Origin of the sequence: Shewanella colwelliana, from assembly GCF_001735525.1 — a bacterium.
GTDB classification, from domain to species: Bacteria; Pseudomonadota; Gammaproteobacteria; order Enterobacterales; family Shewanellaceae; genus Shewanella; species Shewanella colwelliana.
Genome location: NZ_MCBT01000001.1, coordinates 189,018 through 212,365 on the forward strand (window position 1 = coordinate 189,018; position 23,348 = coordinate 212,365).

General features: G+C 43.6%; 13 protein-coding genes and 2 tRNA genes. 2 read left to right on the forward strand and 13 right to left on the reverse strand.

The genetic code is table 11. From position 1 onward, the window contains the following. Together BEL05_RS00865 and rlmKL are read right to left on the reverse strand one after the other, a co-directional pair. Window positions 1-237 carry a glutaredoxin family protein gene (locus tag BEL05_RS00865; RefSeq protein WP_028764946.1) on the reverse strand — a complete coding sequence of 79 codons (237 nt, stop codon included), beginning with the start codon at window positions 235-237 and terminating at the stop codon, window positions 1-3. Further along, window positions 230-2,365 (reverse strand): bifunctional 23S rRNA (guanine(2069)-N(7))-methyltransferase RlmK/23S rRNA (guanine(2445)-N(2))-methyltransferase RlmL, encoded by a 2,136-nt coding sequence (rlmKL, locus tag BEL05_RS00870; RefSeq protein ID WP_028764945.1) that lies wholly within the window; start codon window positions 2,363-2,365, stop codon window positions 230-232. The genes BEL05_RS00865 and rlmKL overlap by 8 nt, the downstream gene beginning before the upstream one ends. A 276-nt stretch (window positions 2,366-2,641) precedes the next feature. Between rlmKL and BEL05_RS00875 the strand changes: the two genes are divergently transcribed. Both BEL05_RS00875 and BEL05_RS00880 read left to right on the forward strand, forming a co-directional pair. Further along, a tRNA-Met gene (locus tag BEL05_RS00875) sits at window positions 2,642-2,718 on the forward strand. Window positions 2,719-2,776: 58 nt separating this feature from the next. Then, a tRNA-Met gene (locus BEL05_RS00880) sits at window positions 2,777-2,853 on the forward strand. A gap of 798 nt (window positions 2,854-3,651) precedes the next feature. Here the strand turns inward: BEL05_RS00880 and BEL05_RS00885 are convergent. The 11 genes from BEL05_RS00885 to proQ all read right to left on the reverse strand — a co-directional run bounded on the left by BEL05_RS00885 (window position 3,652) and on the right by proQ (window position 23,307). After that, the gene (locus tag BEL05_RS00885; RefSeq protein ID WP_028764944.1) at window positions 3,652-4,188 is read right to left on the reverse strand and encodes a cell division protein ZapC; all 537 of its coding nucleotides are present in this window, start codon (window positions 4,186-4,188) and stop codon (window positions 3,652-3,654) included. A gap of 165 nt (window positions 4,189-4,353) precedes the next feature. Then, a complete protein-coding gene (gene pyrD, locus BEL05_RS00890; protein WP_069669990.1) occupies window positions 4,354-5,373 on the reverse strand; it encodes a quinone-dependent dihydroorotate dehydrogenase in 1,020 nt (339 codons plus the stop codon). A 61-nt stretch (window positions 5,374-5,434) separates the two neighbouring features. Continuing rightward, window positions 5,435-10,279: an NAD-glutamate dehydrogenase gene (locus BEL05_RS00895; protein WP_069669991.1), complete on the reverse strand. Its 4,845-nt coding sequence runs from the start codon at window positions 10,277-10,279 to the stop codon at window positions 5,435-5,437. A gap of 259 nt (window positions 10,280-10,538) precedes the next feature. Then, on the reverse strand, window positions 10,539-12,842 hold the full coding sequence (locus BEL05_RS00900; protein ID WP_069669992.1) for an efflux RND transporter permease subunit: 2,304 nt from the start codon (window positions 12,840-12,842) through the stop codon (window positions 10,539-10,541). 13 nt (window positions 12,843-12,855) lie between these two features. Further along, entirely contained in the window at window positions 12,856-13,866 is a 1,011-nt protein-coding gene (locus BEL05_RS00905; protein WP_028764940.1) for a WD40/YVTN/BNR-like repeat-containing protein, read from the reverse strand. Window positions 13,867-13,918: 52 nt separating this feature from the next. Next, window positions 13,919-15,283 (reverse strand): DUF1329 domain-containing protein, encoded by a 1,365-nt coding sequence (locus BEL05_RS00910; protein WP_069669993.1) that lies wholly within the window; start codon window positions 15,281-15,283, stop codon window positions 13,919-13,921. A gap of 18 nt (window positions 15,284-15,301) precedes the next feature. Then, a complete protein-coding gene (locus tag BEL05_RS00915) occupies window positions 15,302-17,350 on the reverse strand; it encodes a DUF1302 domain-containing protein (RefSeq protein ID WP_069669994.1) in 2,049 nt (682 codons plus the stop codon). 323 nt (window positions 17,351-17,673) lie between these two features. Continuing rightward, window positions 17,674-17,889 (reverse strand): DUF2835 domain-containing protein, encoded by a 216-nt coding sequence (locus BEL05_RS00920; protein ID WP_028764937.1) that lies wholly within the window; start codon window positions 17,887-17,889, stop codon window positions 17,674-17,676. A 61-nt stretch (window positions 17,890-17,950) separates the two neighbouring features. Then, entirely contained in the window at window positions 17,951-20,512 is a 2,562-nt protein-coding gene (gene pepN, locus BEL05_RS00925; protein ID WP_069669995.1) for an aminopeptidase N, read from the reverse strand. A 74-nt stretch (window positions 20,513-20,586) separates the two neighbouring features. Beyond that, the gene (gene prc / locus BEL05_RS00930) at window positions 20,587-22,632 is read right to left on the reverse strand and encodes a carboxy terminal-processing peptidase (RefSeq protein ID WP_028764935.1); all 2,046 of its coding nucleotides are present in this window, start codon (window positions 22,630-22,632) and stop codon (window positions 20,587-20,589) included. Window positions 22,633-22,662: 30 nt separating this feature from the next. After that, window positions 22,663-23,307 carry an RNA chaperone ProQ gene (gene proQ, locus BEL05_RS00935; RefSeq protein ID WP_028764934.1) on the reverse strand — a complete coding sequence of 215 codons (645 nt, stop codon included), beginning with the start codon at window positions 23,305-23,307 and terminating at the stop codon, window positions 22,663-22,665. Window positions 23,308-23,348: the final 41 nt, after the last annotated feature.

Consider the following 23,348-nt stretch of genomic DNA (forward strand, 5'->3'; position numbering starts at 1 on the left):
TTATGCTCCTATAAACTGCGTTAACTGTGCAATATCAAACGGCCAATTTAGTTCGGCATGATCACGCTGGCGCATCAATACTGGGATTCGGGTCCCATATCGCTCAGCTAAAACGTCTGATTCACAAATATCTTGTGTGTTGTACATGATGCCTAATGATGCAATTAATTCTTGGGCTTGTTCACACAGATGGCACATATCTGTGTGAAACAGGGTAAAAGCCGCCTCATTAGGCATGCTTAATCAACCAAGTATTATGGATTTGGGGATTACGTTTGTAGTCTAACGGTAGCGTCTTATTATCAATATTTTCAACTGACAGTCCCAGCGCAGACAGTGCGTCTATATCCATTTTAAATTTGCGCTTATTATTGGAAAAAACCAGCTCGCCCTTATCAGCCAGCAATTTCACCAATCCGGTCAACAAACTCACGTGATCACGTTGCACATCAAACGAATCTTCCATGCGCTTAGAATTAGAGAAGGTCGGCGGATCGATAAATATCAGATCGTACTTATCTTGGCTATTGGCTATCCATTGTAAACAATCACTTTGTACAAACTGATACTGACGACCAGACAAACCGTTCAAAGCAAAGTTCTCCTGCGCCCAGTTAAGATAGGTATTTGACATATCGACAGTGGTTACAGACTTAGCGCCACCTAGCGCAGCATGTACCGATGCTGTGCCTGTATAGGCAAAAAGGTTCAGTACATCGCGACCTTTTGACATTTCACCAACCAACTTTCGGGTCAAACGATGATCTAAGAACAGTCCAGTGTCGAGATAGTCTTTCAAATTCAGAATGAATTTAGCACCGTACTCTAAGGTGTGCAGTTCTAGCTTTTTCGCATCGAGTTTTTGATATTGATTGGTCCCTTTTTGGCGCTCACGCGTCTTAAGGATAATCTTGTCTGGATCCACACCAATAGCATTTGGCAACACCAACAAAATATCAGTTAAGCGACGTTTGGTGACGGCTTCTGGTATATCCTTTGGCGCTGAGTACTCTTGGATAACCACATAATCAACATAAATATCTACAGCAACGTTGTATTCAGGGATGTCAGCATCGTAAAGACGATAGCTATCTATGCCCTCTCTTTTAGCCCACTTGCTAAGTTGTTTAAAATTCTTTTTGACACGATTGGCAAATGACGTGGCAACTTCACTGACTTCTCCGCCTTGCTGAAGCACTTTACTGGGATCAATACGTCGTGTGCTTTGGGCATGCAGTGTATACAAGTTGAACGCACACTCTAATGCGCCGTTATACATCTTCATCTGCTTATCCGCTTTGAGCTTCAATGCAGATAACAGCTCGATATCGCTGTTAAGCACGGCAATTTGCCAACCGCCAAATTCACTCTTAAACCGATCACCCAGTTGGTAATAAAGCTGCAGCAATGAGGTCACTGTACCGAGACGCTCACCATAAGGTGGGTTAGTGATTAAATAACCACTGGTCACAGGAGGCTTAACATCTAGCGCGTTAGAAACGGAGAACTCAATCAACTCGGCAACACCGGCGTTTTGCGCATTACGCTTTGCCAATGCCACAAGGCGTGAGTCAATGTCTGAACCAAAGAATTTTACTTCGCAGCGATTCACACCTAATGATGCTCTTGCTTTGGCCTCTTCCAGAAGCTCGTCCCACACTTTGTCTTGATGACGCAGCCATTTTTGAAAACCAAATCGTTGTCGATATAAAGCAGGTGCGATATCACAGGCGACCATTGCCGCTTCAATTAAGATGGTGCCGCTACCACAAAATGGGTCAAGCAGATCTTGCTTTGATTGCGTCCAGCCACTTCTGACCAGCATGTTTGCGGCTAAGTTCTCTTTTAGCGGTGCTTCACCCGTTGTCGCGCGATAACCACGTTGATGTAACGCAGGACCAGAGAAATTTATCCCTAAGGTTATTTGGCCGCGGCGATAATGGGCATCAATTTTGAAATCAGCATCAACACGAGCAACATCGGGTCGATTCAAACCATCATCTCTAAAACGGTCAACTACCGCATCTTTTACTTTCAGCGCGCCAAATTGTGAATTTTTAATAAAACCACCAACACCATGAAAGTCGATGTTGAAGCTGCTTTTATTTGAAAAGTGCGTTTGCCAATCGATGCAGTAAGCAGCGTTATACAGCTGCTCAGGGGTTTCGCAGGGGCCTTTATAGATAACAAGTATGATACGGCTCGCTACACGTGACCAAAGGGTAATGCGATAAGCAAGCTCGAGTGAAGCTGAAAAATAGACACCCGCAACGCTCTCTTTCACTTCACTTGCACCAAGTTCAGCTAATTCAAGCGATAATGCGTATTCATAGCCTCTAGGGGCCGCAGCAAAAAAATTCAACATGGATAGATAGACACACTGTAAAAATCAATTCGCCATTATACCTTGTCCAAACATTAAAAGATAAAAAGTTATGCACACTGTCGATGATAATTCCCCTTATACGTATGAACACTCAGCATTTCGCTGTTTTAATGAACGCTTAGGCGACAATAGGTTATTCCTGCTTGCATTCGCGCATCCTTGTCGATATAGTTCGCCCCGCTTTGAAGCAGTGATGATTCCTCAGCAGTAGCACCATGTGCCACTAATGAGAACATAAGCGCTTTAAACAACGGACGCGGGATGGAGCAGTATGGTAGCTCGTCGGGCTCATAACCCGAAGGTCGTCGGTTCAAATCCGGCTCCCGCAACCAATTCTTTTAGTAGATAGAATTAAAACAACTACAGCGTTTTTTACGTTAGTAATACGGACGCGGGATGGAGCAGTATGGTAGCTCGTCGGGCTCATAACCCGAAGGTCGTCGGTTCAAATCCGGCTCCCGCAACCAATTCTTTTAATCAAAAGAATTCAAGCAATTCCCCTATTAAATATTCATTTTCGATTCAGACTTGCGCAAACTAATCGCTTTTGATTTTAATCTGTCAGGCAATCTCAAATCTGCCTGTTCGCTCGCTGGGCTCAACGTTTTACAGAATCAGCGAAGGTCGTCGCCTGGCTCTCAAATAAGTAATCTGGCTCCCGCAACCAATTCTTTTAATCAAAAGAATTCAAGCAATTCCCCTATTAAATATTCATTTTTCATTCAGCCTTGCACAAACTAATCCGCTTTTGATTTTAATCTGTCAGGCAATCTCAAATCTGCCTGTTCGCTCGCTGGGCTCAACGTTTTACAGAATCAGCGAAGGTCGTCGCCCGGCTCTCAAATAGGTAATCTGGCTCCCGCAACCAATTCTTTTAATCATAATAATTATGAATAGATCCTTAAGGACTTAGGCACCCTCTCTTATTGTTAAACAATCAAGCGAAATTGCTGTCAACAATATCTCCACTTCCGCCATGAACAAATTGAAAAGATGTTGTTAAACGCTATCAATATGCTCCCCTGCCATTAGTGTTCAATGGATAACTATCAGCTTTTGACATTATTGGCTTATTAAAAGATTGCAGATACCCAATATTTAGCCAATCATGTTCTAGCTAAATAAGCAGCTGTGGGGAATACACGGAAAGTCGCGGATGAAATAATCAGTCATAGGGGCGATTAGGAGGATTTAAATAGTGGGGCTCAGTGACCTATTATTTTGTCTTTACGTTAAAAGAAGAGGTGTGCCCTCTTCTTTTTTGATTAAGCTGCTGCACTTTTATGGCGAGAGATTTTGAGTGGTTGCAATCTGTCATTCATTACTTTGATGCAATCAAATTGGCGCAGGCTTTTACTATCTGTGAGCGCTAGCTCTGGCGACAATAGCATGACCAATGAGGATTGTATGTTGCTTTCGACGACCATCACTTGTGCATCGACACTTTGACAACGTAACTGAAACACCTTTGCCAGTTCGCTATATACGCACACCGCACTGCTATCAAAGTACCACGACTTAGGCATTTGCGGTTTAAGCATAAAGTGGGCAGCCGTTGCGTTGAGGCTTAATTGAACTTTCAGCGCATCTGAAACAGTAATAGATTTACCGAGGCGTTCAATAAAATCGATATAAAATTTAGCGTGCTCGACACTAAATTCCATCGTCGCCAAAGCATCCGGAATCAAAGCCTTTGTTTTATAGGGAGTCAGGAATTCCATATCCGAACCTAACGAAACGCTTAATACTCCATACGCGTCGTTATATATCCATTGCCAATCCCTTTGTGGCATCAATAACATAACGTGTACCTATTACTGTAAATACAGCTCGATAATAGATGATAATTCACACAATTACAAAATTTTTATCACAAATATGATATAGATAACAATACGTTATGTTGATCAAACGCGATCCAAAAACGATCGCGCGATCTCAATATAGGATCGAATTTAGATCCAGATTTATCTAATACGATAAGCGTCAACAATTTCTTTTATCAGTTGCGGGCCCTGATAAATAAAACCAGAGTAGATTTGTACCATGCTTGCGCCTGCATCTAATTTATCAAATGCATCATTAGCACTATTAATACCACCGACGCCAATGATTGGGATTTGCCCTTTCAAGCAATCAGCCAACTGCTTAATTACTTTTGTTGACAATGAATTCAAAGGCTTACCACTTAATCCGCCCGCTTCATTTGAATTCACTAGACCACTCACCCCGTCACGAGTCAAGGTGGTGTTCGTGGCTATCGCCCCATCGAATTCATTGCGAATAAGAGAATCTGCAATTTTCTCAACTTCTTCAAAACTGAGGTCTGGCGCAATTTTCAGTGCGATCGGAACATACTTACCGTGCTTCTGAGCCAGATCTTTTTGTTTAGCTTTTAGTGATCCCAATAGATCATCTAACAGATCGCCATACTGTAAACTACGTAAACCAGGTGTATTTGGTGATGAGATATTTACCGCAATATATGCGGAATACTCATACACTTTTTCCATACAGATAAGATAATCGTCTTTACCTTGCTCTACTGGTGTATCTTTATTCTTACCAATATTCACACCAACCATGGCACCTGATTTAGCCGCTTTCAAATTAGCCACTAAATTGTCCACACCTTTATTATTGAACCCCATACGATTAATAATCGCTTTGGCGGGCTTTAATCTAAATAATCGTGGTTGCTCATTACCAGGTTGAGGTCTTGGGGTCACAGTACCAACTTCTATATGACCAAATCCCATCGCATGAAAAGCATCTATACACTCACCATCTTTATCCATACCGGCCGCTAAACCCACTGGATTTGGAAAAGTAAGCCCCATAAACTCAACCGGTGCATGTTCTAGTTTTTGTGCATAGAAACAATCAAGCGGCGAATTAGAGGTTGATTTCAGACTGTTTATGGCCAGATGATGTGCTTTCTCTGGATCCATCTGAAACATGACTTTTTGTGCGATTTTATAAAACATGCATTCTCCTAGACCGAAAAAAGCCCCGGCTATTGCCAGGGCTTATTATTATAATAAATTTTTATGATTGACCTTCACAATGAAGGATCAATAAATTCAGCTCACGTAATGCGACTGAGAACTTAGCAAACTCATGGGTTTGCGAGGTCTTAAAGTCTGCAAGCATGTGGAACCATCTCTCCAATAAGCCCTGATTGGATTCGATCCACTGAGCAATAATGGTTTCAGCATCACAACTGTCGGTGCAGGTACGTAACACCGCAGAACTCAATGAACGCTGTTGCCAATCAAGCTCTTCTCTAAATGCTGCTCGTGCAAGGGCTTGCCAATGGTTCGCCACAGGTTGAGCACTAATCTGCTCGAGGAACCAATGCAGGTCTATACGAGCACCTAGCTTATAGTAGGCCTCTGCAACCAACGCCACAGGTTTTCCTTCAACTTGAGCAATTTGTGAAATATCTAGTGCCGAGAACAAGGTGCTCATGTTGACCACGTCAGTCGCCACTTTCTCTGGAACACCTTCTTTCACTAATGCCTTGATTTCAGCACATATACCTTGCACTTCGTCTTCGACCATATATTGATGAACGTTCTCTCTAAGTTCTTCAAATACAGGGCTGTAGAAGGCAACAGTCTGTTCAATACCTTGGTTACGATTACGATGGCGTAGGAACCAACGACAAGCACGACGTAGATTTCTGCGCAGCTGATGTAACATTTCACCTTGAACTACCGCTGGTACAATACCGTTTAGCGCAGTAATAGATTTAGTTAAGTCAGCTAAACCAAACACTTCACGAGCCATAGTATAACAAATGGCAGCTTCCGCTACTGAGGCACCTGTCTCATCTTGCATACGCTGGACAAAATTAAGTCCCATATCATTAACCAACTCATTGGCCAAAGATGTAGCGATGATCTCTGCACGCAGCGGATGGTTAACCATACGGTCACTGTATTTTTCTTGCAGTTGACGTGGGAAGTATTCAATTAACAACTGGCTTAAGAAACTATCATCAGTAATTTCAGGGGTTAATAACTGCTCTTTTAGCACCATCTTCGCATAGGCGACTAAAACAGACAGCTCTGGGCGCGTTAACGCTTTGCCATTGGCTAGGCGCTCGGCCAACTCATCGTCAGTCGGTAAGAACTCTAACGCTCGATCTAGCTTATCTTCTTTTTCAAGATAATGAATAAAGCGGATCTGCTCTTTAAGCTGTTCAGCACCACGAACTTGTGTAACGGAAATAGTTCGAGTTTGGTCTTTACAATCTTGCAGTACAATTCGGCTGACTTCGTCAGTCATATCAACCAACAAACGGTTGCGCTGCTTAACTGTCATCTCACCTTCGGCAACCATGGCATTCAGTAAGATCTTAATGTTAACTTCGTTATCAGAGCAATCAACACCACCAACGTTGTCAACAAAGTCAGTGTTCATACGTCCGCCATTGGCAGCGTATTCAATACGACCAAGTTGGGTACAACCTAAGTTACCCCCTTCACCAATAATGCGTGCGTTGACTTCGTTACCGTTTACACGTAATGCGTCATTGGCACGATCGCCAACCTCTGCATGGGTTTCGCTGCTTGCTTTGATGTAGGTGCCAATGCCACCATTCCACATCAGATCAACCTTCATCTTGAGTAACTCTTTGAGCAACTCATTAGGCGTCATAGATGCTTTCTTCGTATCAAGCATCTTCTTCATTTCAGGAGTCAAAGTGATTGACTTCGCTGAACGCAGGAATATACCGCCACCCTTAGATATCAGTTCTTGGTTGTAGTCTTCCCAGCTAGAACGAGGCAATTCGAATAAACGTGCGCGTTCTTTATAACTTGAAGCTGGATCAGGCGTTGGGTCGATAAAGATGTGCATATGGTTAAAGGCAGTAACTAACCGTGTATGTTCAGACAACAACATACCGTTACCAAAAACGTCACCAGCCATATCACCTACCGCAAGACAGGTAAAATCGGTCGTTTGGCAGTCGATACCAATTTCACGGAAGTGACGTTTCACCGACTCCCATGCACCGCGTGCAGTAATACCCATCTTCTTGTGGTCATAACCAAAGCTACCACCTGACGCAAACGCATCACCTAACCAGAAGCCATACTCCTCTGAAATCGCATTAGCGATGTCAGAGAAGGTTGCAGTACCTTTGTCGGCGGCAACAACTAAATATGGATCATCTTCATCATGGCGAACAACATTAACTGGCGGAACCACTTCACCTTCAATGATGTTATCTGAGATGTCGAGTAAACCACGGATAAATAAACGGTAGCACTCTTGCCCTTCGGTAAAGAATGCATCACGTCCACCTTCAGTCGGTAGTTGCTTACAAACAAAGCCACCTTTAGCGCCAACTGGGACAATAACGGTATTCTTAACTTGTTGTGCTTTTACCAAACCGAGAACTTCGGTACGGAAATCTTCACGGCGGTCAGACCATCGCAAGCCACCACGAGCGACTTTACCACCACGAAGATGGACACCTTCCACGCGAGGTGAATAGACGAAAATCTCAAACTTGGGCAGTGGACGTGGCATTTCAGGGATCTCTTCTGGAGAGAACTTGAACGACACATAAGGCTTATTGTTGCCTTTTGGCAGGGTCTGATAGAAGTTGGTACGCAGCGTTGCGTTAATCAAATCTAAATATCGACGAATAATACGATCATCATCGAGACTCGATACATCTTCAAGACGCAGATCAATCTGTTCCACAAACTTCGCTAGGGTGCGAGTTTTGAGCTTAGGATTGAACTTGCGAATAAACATTTTAACCAGTAGGTCAGCGATTTGTGGATAGCTGCTGAATGTCTCTTCGATGTAGGCTTGGCTAAATGTTGCATCAATTTGGCGCATATACTTAGCATAAGCACGTAATACTGAGACTTCACGCCCCGTTAAACCAGTAGCAAGAACTAAACGGTTAAAGCCATCGTCTTCTAACTGCTTGTTCCACACCTGTGAAAGCGCGGTTTGAAAGCGATCTTGGCTATCTGCCAAGTTATCGACTGCAGCGCCCTGCACTGTCATCAAGAAGTCGAGGATCCAGAACGTAGCGCCATCTGCAGTTTTCACTTCATAAGGGCGCTCGTTAATGACTCTAAGCCCGAAGTTTTCAAGCATAGGGAGTACGTCTGAAAGATGAATCGGTTCATCTTTATGGAACAGCTTCAAACGAACCTTATTGTCGTTAAGCGCAGTTTCTTGCGGCTGATAAAACAACATCCCCAGTTTATGGTCATCATCAAGCGCTTCTAGATGCTCAACATCAACAACAGTCGAACTGGGCAGCACGTCTTCTTTATAACTGCGTGGGAAAGCGTTGACATAACGCTTAACCAAACGATTACCCGACTCTTCACCTTGAGCTGTGATCAATGCACTATTAAGTTTATCTTCCCATGAGCGCGCAGCTTCAATAAGATTATTTTCGATAGCAGCCACATCCACATCCGTATTATTATTATCAACTTTAACAATGTAATGAGTACGCGCTAGGGTCGACTCTGAGAAGTAGGTAGTAAACTCTACGTCTTCTTTGGTATTAAAGTGTTGCGCCAAAATGCGCTGTGTATCTTCACGTAACTTGGTATTGTAACGATCTTTCGATACGTAAACTAAACAAGATAAGAAACGACCAAATCCATCTTTGCGAACAAACAATTTAAGTTTGTCACGATCTTGCATCTCTAGTACGCCACGAGCCATGCTGGCAAGTTCAGACTCACGCGCCTGAATGATCTCATCACGAGGCAGTGTCTCTAAAATGTGCATTAAGGCTTTATAGTCGTGAGAACGTGGCGTCAATCCTGATGCGTCCAGTACACGCTGAATTTTTTCTGCTAATAGCGGGATTTCACGAGGGCTGCGATTGTAAAGATTTGACGCGTATAAGCCGATGAAACGATCTTCACCAATGACATTACCTTTCTTATCAAAGCGCTTAATACCAATGTAATCGACGTATGCAGGACGATGAACGCGACTTTTCTCACTGCTCTTAGTCAAAATAAGCAAGCTATTATCTAGCGCTTCTTTGCGGGCGGTATCTGATAGCGTTGATAACAATAAGCCTTTATCAGACTTAGGCTTACCAGGTACGTTCATCAAACCTAGACTTGTGGCGTTATCGGGCACCAACTCCAAATCACCCTCAACTTTATTGAGGTCATAGCGACGATAACCCAATAGCGTAAAGTGATGATTATTTAAATAGCTAAGGAAGTTAACTGCTTCGTCCAAGTCGCTCTGTTCACCTGGATAAGGACGTTTGGCCAAATCTTTGATGGTAGAGGTCAATTTATTAGACATGATTTGCCAGTCACTTACTGACGCGTCAACATCACCTAAAACAGATTCAATCTCTTTGCCTAAACTCTTTATATCGGCATCGCTACTTAAGCGATCGATCTCAATAAGGAACACAGCAACCTTCTCTGTTCCCTTATCCGTTTCTTCACCATAGCTAACATGAGAAATGCTGCCATCTGTGCGCCTAACCGTCAGAGGCGTATGTAACATCATGTGGGTGGTTATCCCCATACGATTTAGCGCCATACCCACTGAATCGACCAAGAACGGCATATCAGGGTGAATAACTTCAATAATAGAGTGTGATGACTTCCAGCCATGCTTAGACTGGCTTGGATTAAAAACACGAATATGTGTATCGCCAACAGGCGTTTTATTGGCTGCGTTCCAAAGACTTAAGACTGCACCGTATAGGTCACTATCGTTGCGTTCATGCAGGTCATCTTTAGACATGTGGGCATATATGCTAGTCGCGAACTGTTCAACTTGCTTTGCTTGTGTATTGGGAACTTTTGAATGAATTAGGTTGACTACATTTTCAAGTAGTACTGAAGGCATTGCATCTTTCAAGGCCATGTTGCTGTTTCCTTTAGGGTCTATGGCAGCGTTTTTGTATTTTTATGGATGCTTGATCATATGACGGGCCAAATAGTGTGACCTAGGTCATAGCGCGAAGTTTATTACTAAATGTGCCACTTTTCGAGAAATATTTTAGTGGTAGATCCTCCTAAACGCACGATATGACGCGTTTTTGTGACCCTGGATGAAAAAACAATCGTAAAGTTAGCGTAACTATGCAAAAAAAGGGAGAGCCTAAGCTCTCCCTTTTGTTTAACTACCTTGGGTTTCGCCAAAATACCGCGCCAATGGCGGGTAAAATAATTATGGCCCCTAACATATTTACCAAAAACATAAAGGTCAGCAAGATCCCCATGTCCATTTGGAATTTAAGTGCCGAGAAGAACCACGTACTTACCCCAATTGCTAATGTTAACCCGGTAAAAATAACTGCACTGCCACGTTCAACTAAGGCTTGATGATACGCTTGCTGCACAGGCATACCGTCACGCAGTTTTACCGCCATGGTCGACAGAATGTAGATACCGTAATCCACACCAATACCAACCCCTAAAGCGATAACGGGTAAAGTACTTACAGCAAGGCCAATATCCAGTTGGGTCATCAAGGCTTGAGCCAGTGTCGATACGACGTACAGTGGTAGAATCACCGCCACAGTCGCTCTTAGTGAGCGGAAGCTGATTAAGCACAATACAAACACCGCACCATAGACATATAGCATCATCGGCAATTGTGCTTCGGCTACCGCTTCATTAGTGGCCGCCATCACGCCAACAGGACCTGATGCCAGTTTAAAGGTCAACTTATCGTTATTCATCTGTGCCGATAAGGTTTTCACTTTATCGATAACCAGCTCAATTGTTTCCGCTTTATGATCGGTCAAAAACAGGTAGACCGGCATTACAGAGCAATCACCGTTAAGTAAGCCTGAGGTTGTCGGTATCTGCCCAACAGCCTGCACTAAACTAGCAGTTGTTCTTGGGAGTACTTGCCACTTAGGATTCCCTTCATTGAAGCCTGCATTAACGCGTTTAGCGATAGATGCCAAACTAGCCGTAGACTCCACCCCATGCGTGTTAGCAACTTGCCACTCAAACTCACCAATTTGAGTCAGCACATCATGATAGGTACAGGCCTCTGGAAAGGCTTCAACGATGATAGTCATCACATCGGTAGTAATAGAAAAGTTTTCGGTGATGTAAAAGGTATCTTGGTTGTAGCGACTATCAAAATGCAGTGCTGGCGCGCCCCCTTGCAGATCACCAATTTTCATTTTATTGGCCTGTTGCAGGCCAACAGAATAAAGCGCAATGGTGGCAACAAGCACAACAGCTGCATATTTAGGCGTTGCAAAATAGGAGAGCTTTAACCAAATTTTATCAATGTTATTGTTAGCGTTCGCAGGCAGTGCTTTGACATTGGTATAGCTGATAAGCAGCGGCAGCAGAATCAAATTAGTTAAAATGATCACCGCCACACCTAATGACGCTGAGATAGCCAGTTCTCGAATAATCCCGATATCAATAGCCAGTAAGGTCATGAAGCCGACGGTATCAGACAGTAACGCTATGCCGCCTGGGACAAGTAGGCTTCTAAAGGCTAAGGCGGCAGCGGCTTTTGTCGTTTCGCCTTCACCGACGCGTCGCCTCACCGCATTAATCATCTGTACACTATGACTAACGCCAATCGCAAAGACCAAGAATGGAATTAGAATAGACATAGGGTCTAAACCAAACCCCACTACCGTCAGCAAACCTAACTGCCACACCACGGCAACCAAACTGCACGCTAACGGGAACAGTGTCAGTTTTATCGATTTGGAAAATAGATAGACCATGACAGCCGTCACTAAGATAGCGATCAAGAAGAACATCACCACGCCTTTGGCGCCCTCAGCGACATCGCCTGCCATTTTGGCAAAACCTATGATATGAACCTTAATCTGCTCATTTTCGTACTGGCCACGCAACTCTTGCTCAAGCTGCGCTGCAAACGCTAAGGTATCTAACGGTTCACCTGTTTGCGGGTCAAAATCCATCAACTGCGCAGTGACCATGGCCGCAGAATAATCCTCGGCAATAAGTCGGCCAACAATCCCCGCCTTCTCAATATTACTCCGAACGGTCTCTAACCCTTCAGGGGTTGTGGAAAAGTTGGCTGGGATAACGGGTCCCCCGGCAAAACCATCTTCAACCACCTCGGTAAAACGCGTTGAAGGGGAATAAAGTGATTTAACCTGGGCACGATCAACACCAGGAATAAAGAACAGCTGATCATGAACCTGCTTTAACGTATCAAAGAAGTTGGCATTAAAGATATTACCACTGGTGTCCTCGACAGCCACCATGATGCTGTTAGCACCACCAAACTGCTTCTGATGCTTAAGGTATGTCTGCATATAGCTATGATTAAGTGGGATGTTTTTAACAAATGCCGCATCCATCTTTAGATTACTGGCTTGAAACCCCAAAAATAGCGTAACTAACACAAAGGCAAAAATGACAAACGCACGTTGCCTAAAGAGAAATGATTCTAGTCCATTAACGATTTTATCTAACATGTCCGGGTCCCTATTATTCTTGTTCTAATTCTATGAAACCTTTTGTACCTGCAACCCATTGTTTTCCATCTGAGGTAACAAGGATAGTGACCAAATTTTCACCTTGACGTTGCGTAACCATTTTCACTGAATCATCTTGCTTAATATCAACCACGACCCCAGCATTACCCACTAATCTCAACACATCCTTATTCAGCACAATGCCGCCATTTAGCGTTGACTGCACAGGCATCTCTACCTCTTGCCAATCATCAAATCCACCGACACTTTTAAACAGATGACCCCTTAACCCCATGACATAAATACCATGGTGGCTAACAAGAATATTGAACAGTGAGCCTTCATAAGGAAATTCCAAACGCTGCCATGTTCGACCAAAATCTTGTGATACCGCAGCCAACCCGAGTTCACCAACCATCAATAATCGCTTATCATCAAGTTGTACCACTCGATTAAAGTGTGGCAACAGGGTACTGCTTTCACTCAAATAGAGTGCTTCATCTTCCGCCCTTAACTCCTCTAAATAGGCTTTATCTTCTTCAAATAATAATTCACTGTGAAATTCGCTTTCCCACGTGACGCCACCATCTTCTGTGCGATAAAACAAGCCGTATGCGCCAATCGCTATCCCCTGCTTTTCGTTAAACAGCAGTAGGTCCATAAAGGGTTTTTCAATTTCTGGCGAGCTCATCTGCAGCTGCCACGTTAACCCGGCATCTTTGGTATGTAGAATCGTAGCATCATGACCAACCGCCCAGCCAAGCGATTCATTAAATAATGTTGCCTTAGTTAAATGGGCTGAAGTGGGAGATGCTTGTTGTTGCCAGCCATCTTGATAAACAAATAGATGCCCTCGCTCCCCAACGGCTATCGAGGTTTGACCCGCTTTAACCATATCCAATACTAATGATTGGTTAGCTAAAGGCTGTAAAGATGAAACATTGTCTGAACCTGCATTAACAGAGGAGACGTTGAAGACAAGGAGAAAAGATAAACAGACTAACCGAAGCATGCTAAACGACATACAAACTTCCTTTTCGTAAAAATGAGGGGCCTAAGGCCCCTCTCCTGATGATTTAGCGAATACCTGCACGTCTCAACGCTGCAGGGGTGAAGTTTGCTTCACTTAAGCTAGCGTCAAAATTGTACATGCGACCTTCATTATCTAGCCCCATTGCAAGGTAACGACGAGACTGCAGGTCATGGATAACTTCTAATGTTGTCCAATGAGTTGGCACTTCATAGTAGTTAATCCCATGGGCAACCGCAACACGGTATAGCTCATCACGGTTATCATAGATATCCGTCAAAGAAACTTGCCACGAATCTTCATCAATATAGAAAGTACGGCTCTTATAGATATGACGCATGCCCTCTTTTAGCTGCGCTTTAACCACCCACACACGGTGTTTTTCCCAACGAACGTGCTCTGGGTTAATATGGCCAGGTTGCAGAATTTGGTCATATTTGAGCTTGTCAGAATGCAACTTGTAATCGTTATAAGGAATGTAGATCTCTTGCTTACCCACTAACTCCCAGTTGTAACGCACAGGAGAGCCATTGAACATATCGAAATCATCGGTAGTACGCAAACCATCTGACACGGTACCTGGGGTATCGAATGCGACATTTGGCGCTTTGCGCACACGGCGTTGTCCGGTGTTGTAAGTCCAAGCCTGACGTGGTAACGCTTCTTGGTCCATGGTTTCTTTAACCAACAATGCCGTTCCCGCTAAACGCGCTGGCTGTGTAACAACTTGCTTGAAATAGAACAGCGTGTTGGTCTCTTTTAGCTTATCAAGCGTCATCTCTGGGCGTGAATACTCAAAACGGATCTCTTCAGCCGTTTCGACCAAGGTGTAACCGCCACTCGCAGTCGGTGCTGCTTGGCTACGAGATGTCTCAACATCAATACCACGGAAGCGTAATACGTGGTTCCAGATAGCCTCTAACCCGTTTTGAGGAATAGGAAACGGAATACCAATTGATGCCCCCGAAATACCATTACCGTCAGCAATCAGTTCAGCACGTGATGCGTTAGCTTTCGTTGCATCAGACACAAACTGAGGCACAGAAGCGGTGCGACGAGTTTGATAAACATTCATCTTAAACGTATCTGGGTAAAGTTCAAAAAGCTTGCGCTGACCATCGGTTAAATGATCTTTATATTGATCTTTATTAGCGTTAGTAATAGTAAACTCAATCTTATCTGCCGCAAACGGATCGGGATGGTGCATCCCTTTTGAATACCCAGCAGGGGCTGAAGTGATCCCACCATCCCATGCTGGAATTGACCCATCAGCATTGGCCGCTTTTTCTCCGCCAAGTGGCGTCAGTTGCGAACCCAATTTTGCAGCTTCAGCGTCTGAAACTTTTGCATAAGCTGCAGGCGCGCTCAGTGCAACAATCACAGCTGCCGACAATATCCCTAATTTATTCATTATTATTGTCCTTGTGAATTAGATTGAATATTTGATGTTAAACGACACATAATCACGATCAGACATCTGATTCGTGGTGCCTACACCGCCAAAGAAAGAGTTATATGAGATATCCGCACCCCAACGGCTCTGATAATCAAAGTTAATGCCCACTGCGACCGACTTCTTACCTTCGGTAAATAGGAACATTGGATCTGGCGTAATACCGTCGACATCATGAGAGAAGATAATACGTGGTGACATGTTCACACCAGCAAAAAGGTTGTTATAGTCGGCTTTAGCCACTAAACGGTATCCCCACGCAAAATCGGTTGGGAATGGGTTAGTTTCTGGGCCATTGTGTACCGCTTCGATAATACCAGGCATATCTGGATTACCACCAGAACGCGCAGTACCAGGGCCATTGAGGCGTAATTCATCAAAACCAGGCATATCATGAATCCACACACCGCCCACTTCAGCAAGCATGGTTAAATTGCTCATGCCTAACGTTGGGCCAAACAGATGGGTGAATGTCACCTGAGCCTGAGTGGTGTCAAGACGAATAAAGCCTTCAGCGTATTCGCCAGGGCCATAATTCTGCACCTGTGAAATCCCATCAAGATCTGGACGTAGCCCTGCATTAGCAAGCTGCTGTGGCATTGCCGCGAACAAGAGTTCTACATCATCTATCTGTAATGGCTCATCTTGGCGATGGGCAATTTCACCGGCTACAGAAGTGTCTCCGACCAAGGTGTTAAAACTAAAACCATAAAGCTGAATATCTTCAGGGTAAACAATTTGTGCCTTGGAGAACGTCTCTAAACCAAGTAGTGTTTCACGGTCAACCGTACCTCCTGTCGCGCCAATCATGCCAAGTTGAGCTAAATCTCGCCCAATCGCTGCAGCCGTAAAATTAGCAGTGGTACCACTAATGAGAGGACGACGGCTATGGTAATTCATGTAGTACAAGCCAAACTCAGTTTCACCCAACTCTGGAGCATAATACCCAAGCTTAATACCATATTGACCAGAATCGCTGGCGCTGGCTTGATCTTCGATAAGCGTGGCTTTGGTTGGGTAGGCTAAGGCTAGCGAAGCTAGTGTCGCCGCATCGTACTGACCCGATGCAACCATCGCAGCAAGGTTATTATATTCAGACACTAAGAAATCAAGATTCATGTCAGGGTTAGCATTAAACCCAAGCTGAGCATTTTGGCCATAGCCACCGTAACCAGCAAAATCATTGGTAGAGAAATAAGACCCTGGAGTGGGTACCCAAACAGGTTCCCAATCATATTGGTAAAACGCTTCAATCGATAAAGAATCAGTAACCCCTAACGATGCCCAGATCATACCTTGAGGTCTAAAGGCTTCTTTTAGCTCGGCACCTGGCGCATTAAGAATATTCAAGTCGACCGGGTTAATCACACCAATGCCATGAGGAATAAGCGTACTCTCACCCCATGAAACAACTTGATTACCCACACGAACCGTTAATGGATTTGCACCATCGTTAAAATCAAAGTCGCCATAAATAAATGCATCGAGCAGACGAACGTCTTTACATTGTACTTTTGAAGCTTCTGAATCGGCGCAAGGATCATACTCTTTACCAGTAAGCGGATCGCTAAAACCATAGCTGCCGTTATTGGCTTTCTGATCATAGAAATACATACCACGGGCGAACACACCGAAGTTTTTATATTTTAGCGACAGCTCGTGTAAGCCTTTAAACACCATAGAAGTAACATCGCCTTGTGAATAGAGCATGTTACTTAAATCGCCGTTACTTGAATAAGACCCCGACTGAGCCCAAATCTCAGCAGAGGTATATTTGGTGTTGTTAAATGCAGAATAGTTAGACCAATCAAAACGCGGATGGTTAACCTTACCAATGTGATCATTCCAATTACGTTCTTCAACACGCCAACTCGCGCCAGCACTCCAAGTTGAATCGAACGAACCTTGAACTTCTCCCCAATCAAACGACACCGCTTGCGCTGTAGGTATCGCTGCAATACTCAACGCTGCGACGATCCCCAAAGCAAGCGTTGACTTATTAAAGCCAGTTTTAACGTTTTTCATTTTAGCTCTTCTCCGTAACCTGCTGGATTCTTTGTTATAGGAATGGAGGCCAACATCTTGTTAGCGTACAGGTAACACCATTGTTACAGTATTTGCAGGGGATGAGCAAGATGAAAAAAGAGAAAATTACCTTGAGATTTGTATACTTAAGCGCTTTTAGTGACTGTTTTTCAAACGTATGATTTAAATTATAATCAACAAACACTTAACTGGTACGATTACCCAAAAAAAAAGTACTAATAAACAGTCAATTAAAGCATTAAAAGGGATTATTGCTTAAGACAAAAAATATAATCAAACGTTTGAAGTATTAGCTCTAATAATTATTGGCGCGTTAATGATTGAAAGTTACCACTTTCATCTAACACCAATTTAAAATGACCCACTAAGCCAGACGGTGTTAAAAATGGTCTAAAGTGTCTAGCATGTATCCAGAGGGTTTTACCGCCCATTTCTTTTACTTCTACTTTATCAACATAACCTTGGTAGTAGCTCAAAAAATCACGATAACTAATCTGTATTGAAAAAAAGAAGGTCATAATATTATTAACATTATTGGAAACTTAAACGACGAAACATCCATGTCTCGTCATTCAATATTTAGCCTAACGCCTTGGCAACTTTCTCATAAAGATCTTTAGATAGATCGGGAAGTGCCAATATCTGCGCCAATGAATCTTTCATTTTTGTCTGCCTTGCACTATCAAACTTCTTAAATTGGATCAGCGGTGTAATAATTCGTGCCGCAACCTGTGGATTCAATTTATTCAATTTAATAATTACATCGGTTAACAGCGCGTAACCTTCTCCATCTTGTTGATGAAAAACCTCAGTGTTCGCAGCAGCGAATGCACCAATCAGAGAGCGCACTCGATTTGGATTTGAAAAACTAAACGCTGAATGCCCGGTTAGACTCTTTATCGCGGCTATTCTATCTTCACCAGGACAAGTTGCTTGTAAGGTTAACCATTTATCCATGACCAATGGCGTGTCCGCCCAACGAAGCTGGAAATCATGCAGCAACTGCTCGCGTAGTTCACTCTGCTCACCATTTAGCGCCGATAGGGCACCTAAACTGTCAGTCATATTTTGCGCATCATCATATTGAGATTTAGCAAGGATTTGGTGCTCATCGGATATTTTCAGTAGCAATTGCAAGCAAGCATTTTTAAGCGCCCGGCTCGCTGCTTCATCTATGCCTCTCAACTCACGATAGCGCGCTAACATCTCATCCTCACACCCCGTAGCAATCTCTTCTACTACGAAGCTACGAGCGAGTATCAACTCATCAAGTGCAACCTGAGTAACTTGCTCACTCAAGGTCGCAACGTTAGGAAACTGGAGGATCTCTGCTAATAGTGCTTTATCTAACCCTTCCTCTAACAAGAGCCCTTTGATTGCATCAATAAGGCGAGTGTCGATGTGCATTGCTCGGTTAGTATGGAGGTTGTCGACATTTTGCCAAACGGCTTGGCTAAATAGCGCTACTGATGCGTCCCATTTCGCCACATCACTGGAAGCAAAACGTATCAATAGTATCAACTGCTCGACACTGTAATTAAACGATAACCTGACTGGTGCTGAAAAGTTTTGCAACAATGATGGCACAGGCTTTGTTGGCATGTTTTCAAAGACAAAAGTTTGCCTCTCTTGCGTGACATTGAGAACTCGATTAAGTAATGAGTCGCCTTGACTACTGAGTAACTCAAGATCAAACGGTATATGCAACGGCAATTTTTCAGTCTGTTCGCCAGTGGGTTGGGTCTTTTGAGTTATATGTAAACGATACTCGCTTGATTCAACATCGTGCTCCTCTGTCACAGTCACTTCTGGCGTGCCTGATTGGCGATACCAAAGCCTAAATTGAGTCAGATCGACACCACTCGCATCTTCCATTGCCGCAACAAAGTCGTCGCAAGTGACGGCTTGACCATCATGGCGTTCAAAGTAACACTTCATACCAGCTTGGAAACCCGTTTCACCTAATAAAGTATGCATCATGCGAATAACTTCTGCGCCCTTGTTGTAAACGGTAACGGTATAAAAGTTATTCATCTCGATGACAGATTCTGGTCTAATTGCATGAGCCATCGGGCCAGCATCCTCAGCAAACTGCTGATTTTTCATAACCTTAACCGCATGAATACGATTAACCGCCCGCGAACCCACATCTGAACTAAATTCTTGATCTCTAAATACAGTTAAGCCCTCTTTAAGACTTAACTGAAACCAGTCGCGGCAAGTAACACGGTTTCCGGTCCAGTTATGGAAGTACTCGTGCCCCACCACAGATTCAATGCCATGATAATCATCATCGGTTGCAGAGGCCGTATCGGCGAGTACATACTTAGTATTAAATACATTTAACCCTTTATTTTCCATCGCGCCCATATTGAAAAAATCAACGGCAACAATCATGTAAATATCAAGGTCGTATTCTAAATTAAATCGTTCTTCATCCCACTTCATCGATTTTTTAAGTGATGCAATGGCATGGTGGGCTTTATTTAAATTGCCTTTATCGACAAAAACTTGCAATGCAACATCCCGACCACTGCGAGTTCTATACTTATCTTCAAGCAGGTCAAAATCGCCAGCAACAAGTGCAAACAGATACGCAGGCTTTGGAAACGGGTCAAACCAACGTACAAAATGGCGTCCCCCGTCTAGTGGGCCCGAAGCAACTCGATTGCCATTACTTAACAAATATGGAAATGCCTGCTTATCAGCTTCAACTTGTACCGTGTAGATGGCCAAAACATCCGGTCTATCGAGAAAATATGTAATGCGTCTAAAACCTTCAGCTTCACACTGAGTGCAGTATGCGCCATCTGACATATATAACCCTTCTAGCGCAAGGTTCGCCTCAGGGTCTAACAGAGTGACAATCGTCAATTCAAACGTGGCAGGCAGATCATTAATTATCAGCTGCCCCTTTTCTGTGGTGTAAGATACTGGCTCACCATCCAACAACAATTGGGTGATTTGTAAGTCGTCGCCATCGAGTATCAAGGTTGTCGCAGATTCATTAAGGCGCTTCACTTGGCTTTTCGCTGTGACCAAGGTTTCTTTGCCATTTAAAGAAAAATGAAGATCTACATGGGTAATTGTGTAGTCAGGACTTTTATAGTCCTTTAAATATTTTGCCTGAGCCTGTGTCATCACAGTTCTCCTTGATTCATAATTTTTTGTAAAAAAAACGCGCCAATAGCGCGTTTTTTATAACAGTTTTCTTTTTACTGCGATTGATTTTTAGCTAGCTTATCCAAATCCACCATATCTAAGGTGATGTAGACAGTTTCATCTAAAAACGCATCCGGTGCCGTCACATCCTCATCGGCATCATCAAGTGTTGCGTAGACTGCTAGCCCTTCAGCAGCACGACGCTCATTAAGTCTCGCTAACTGTTTACTGTCGTTAGTTTCACGCTCAGCAATACGTTCTTTTTCGACTAAAGAGACACTGGTTTCATTGTGGCTCTTTTTAAACTCGGCAATATCTTGATAGATGTAACCAAACTCAACATCTTTCTTAATACGTTTTTGATGCTGGCTATCTAGATGACTGATCAAATTAGAATTGATATCACCCAATGTGCCGTATTGCGCAACAGGAACTTTATCCCACGGCAACGCATTATCTTCTTCCGCTTCACCATACTCGCCCGGCTCTAAGGCACTAGGGAATGGAATATCTGGCGTGACACCTTTAAGTTGGGTGCTGCCACCATTAATACGGTAGAATTTAGCAATCGTATATTGCACGTGCCCAATTGGCTTATCATACATATCGTAGATACGACCTAAGCTCTTATGTTGTTGAACTGTACCTTTACCAAAGGTTGACTCACCAACAATCAATGCACGATCATAATCTTGCAATGCTGCAGCAAAAATCTCAGATGCCGAGGCACTATAGCGATCCACCATCACAGTCAATGGGCCAGCATAAGTAACTCGGCCATCATTATCTCGATTTTGCGAAACCTTGCCATTTGCATCACGAATTTGAACCACTGGACCCTGTTCGATAAATAGGCCTGTTAGCAGCGTTGCTTCAGTTAACGCACCACCACCATTGCCACGAAGATCGATAACCACGCCTTCAACTTTTGCCTCTTTGAGTTTAACTAACTCTTTGGAAACATCTTGAGAAAGGTTCATATAGAAACCAGGGATTTTAATCACGCCAACCTTACGGCCAGCATAATCACCAGCTGTTGGTTCAATCACTTCTGATGTTGCAGCACGGTCTTCTAAACGTATCTTGTCTCGGACAATCGTGACGTCCACAGGTTTTGCCGACGAACCGCCTTTCTTAGGCAAAATCTGCAACACCACCTTGCTGCCTTTTGGCCCTTTAATCAGTTCGACAACATCATCTAAACGCCAACCAATGACATCAACAACCTCTTTGCCCTCTTGACCCACACCAACAATGCGGTCTTCTGGGGCAAGTTTTTCGCTACTGGCAGCAGGGCCTCCTGCGACCAAGCTTTTAATTACCGTGTAATCTTCATCCATCTGCAAAACGGCCCCGATACCCTCTAGGCTCAGGTTCATTTCCATTTGGAAACGTTCAGCATTACGTGGAGATAAGTAACTCGTGTGCGGTTCAACTGTGCGAGAAAAGGCGTTCATCACCCCTTGGAATACATCTTCACTCTTGGTCTGGCTAAGACGTTTGATAGCATTGTTGTAGCGCTTCTCAAGCACTTCAACAATTTCATCCCAAGTCTTGCCTGTCAGCTTAAGGTTCAATGCATCATATTTGACTCGTTGACGCCAAAGCTCATTGAGTTCGGCTTCATCTTTGGGCCATTGGGCTTTTTCGCGATCATATTGATAGCTATCACCAGGCGCATTGAAGTCTATCTCTTTATCGAGCAAGGACAGAGCATAAGCAAATCTGTCGTAACGACGCTGCTGAACCAGATCAAACATCTTATAGGCTGCGCTCAAGTCACCGCTTTTTAACATATCGTCAAATTGGGTTGAATAACCTTTAAAGCCATCAATATCGCTTTGCAACAGTACATTACGGCGATAATCTAATTGCTTCAAGTAACGGTCAAAGACTTGCTCAGAGAAGGCATCATCAAGATCAAAACGATGGTAGTGCGCACGAGTGAACAGACCTGTCACTCGCTTGCTAGCTACTTTATGTTGCGGTTCCTGAGTCAGTGAGGGCAACTCGCTGGATGGAATTGTAGGCGCCAACGCCCAAGCTGAAAATCCTACAAATAGGCTGGCAATTGAAGCTGCCAGAGTGAGTTTTCGCATCAACAAGTTACTCCTTTGACTATAGAACAGTTATAGCAGGATATGTTCAACCCGTACTTTAACGGTCAATCCTGAATCTAACTGTACTTGAACATCTTCTTTTTTGATGTCCAATACAACACCTGCAACAGGTGATTTACCTAGTTTGACATTCACACGCTGATTTGGTTTCAACTCAGTCAACACTGCAGGGATAAATTCTTTTTCAACAACGGCCGCTTTTGGTGCTTTTGGCGCTGTCGGTTTTGTACGTTTTGGCGCAGGCTTCTTAAATGGCTTCTTTTCTGATTTAGGTGCTGTACCTTCAGATTTAGCCGCTGCTGCTTTCGCCACACGCTTTGCCTTTGCTTTTTCTTGACTCTCTTTAAGTGTAGCTTGAGCATGATCGATGTGCTCTTGCTCTAATTCACCACACTCAACACCATCAAGATCGACACGCTGTGCCCCAACTTTGACACCTTTAAGGTAACGCCAGCTACTGGTATAGCGACGCAAGGCAATTCTCAATTGAGTTTTACTGACTTTAGAATCATCAGCTAACCTTTCAGCCAAGTCCTGAAACAATCCAATTTTTAGAGGTTTAGTTTCACCTTCAGCGATAAAGCATAAAGGAAATGTTTCATATAAATACGCAAGAATTGCGTTGGTGTCGGTCAACTTTTCTGTTGATTCCATCATTACTTCCACAGTTTAAAAGGGACTATCACCACACTACA

Bases quoted from the DNA above. Each gene is read 5' to 3' on its own strand.
- BEL05_RS00865 (WP_028764946.1), bottom strand. From the start codon at position 237: ATGCCTAATGAGGCGGCTTTTACCCTGTTTCACACAGATATGTGCCAT.
- rlmKL (WP_028764945.1), bottom strand. From the start codon at position 2,365: ATGTTGAATTTTTTTGCTGCGGCCCCTAGAGGCTATGAATACGCATTA.
- BEL05_RS00885 (WP_028764944.1), bottom strand. From the start codon at position 4,188: ATGTTATTGATGCCACAAAGGGATTGGCAATGGATATATAACGACGCG.
- pyrD (WP_069669990.1), bottom strand. From the start codon at position 5,373: ATGTTTTATAAAATCGCACAAAAAGTCATGTTTCAGATGGATCCAGAG.
- BEL05_RS00895 (WP_069669991.1), bottom strand. From the start codon at position 10,279: ATGGCCTTGAAAGATGCAATGCCTTCAGTACTACTTGAAAATGTAGTC.
- BEL05_RS00900 (WP_069669992.1), bottom strand. From the start codon at position 12,842: ATGTTAGATAAAATCGTTAATGGACTAGAATCATTTCTCTTTAGGCAA.
- BEL05_RS00905 (WP_028764940.1), bottom strand. From the start codon at position 13,866: ATGTCGTTTAGCATGCTTCGGTTAGTCTGTTTATCTTTTCTCCTTGTC.
- BEL05_RS00910 (WP_069669993.1), bottom strand. From the start codon at position 15,283: ATGAATAAATTAGGGATATTGTCGGCAGCTGTGATTGTTGCACTGAGC.
- BEL05_RS00915 (WP_069669994.1), bottom strand. From the start codon at position 17,350: ATGAAAAACGTTAAAACTGGCTTTAATAAGTCAACGCTTGCTTTGGGG.
- BEL05_RS00920 (WP_028764937.1), bottom strand. From the start codon at position 17,889: ATGACCTTCTTTTTTTCAATACAGATTAGTTATCGTGATTTTTTGAGC.
- pepN (WP_069669995.1), bottom strand. From the start codon at position 20,512: ATGACACAGGCTCAGGCAAAATATTTAAAGGACTATAAAAGTCCTGAC.
- prc (WP_028764935.1), bottom strand. From the start codon at position 22,632: ATGCGAAAACTCACTCTGGCAGCTTCAATTGCCAGCCTATTTGTAGGA.
- proQ (WP_028764934.1), bottom strand. From the start codon at position 23,307: ATGGAATCAACAGAAAAGTTGACCGACACCAACGCAATTCTTGCGTAT.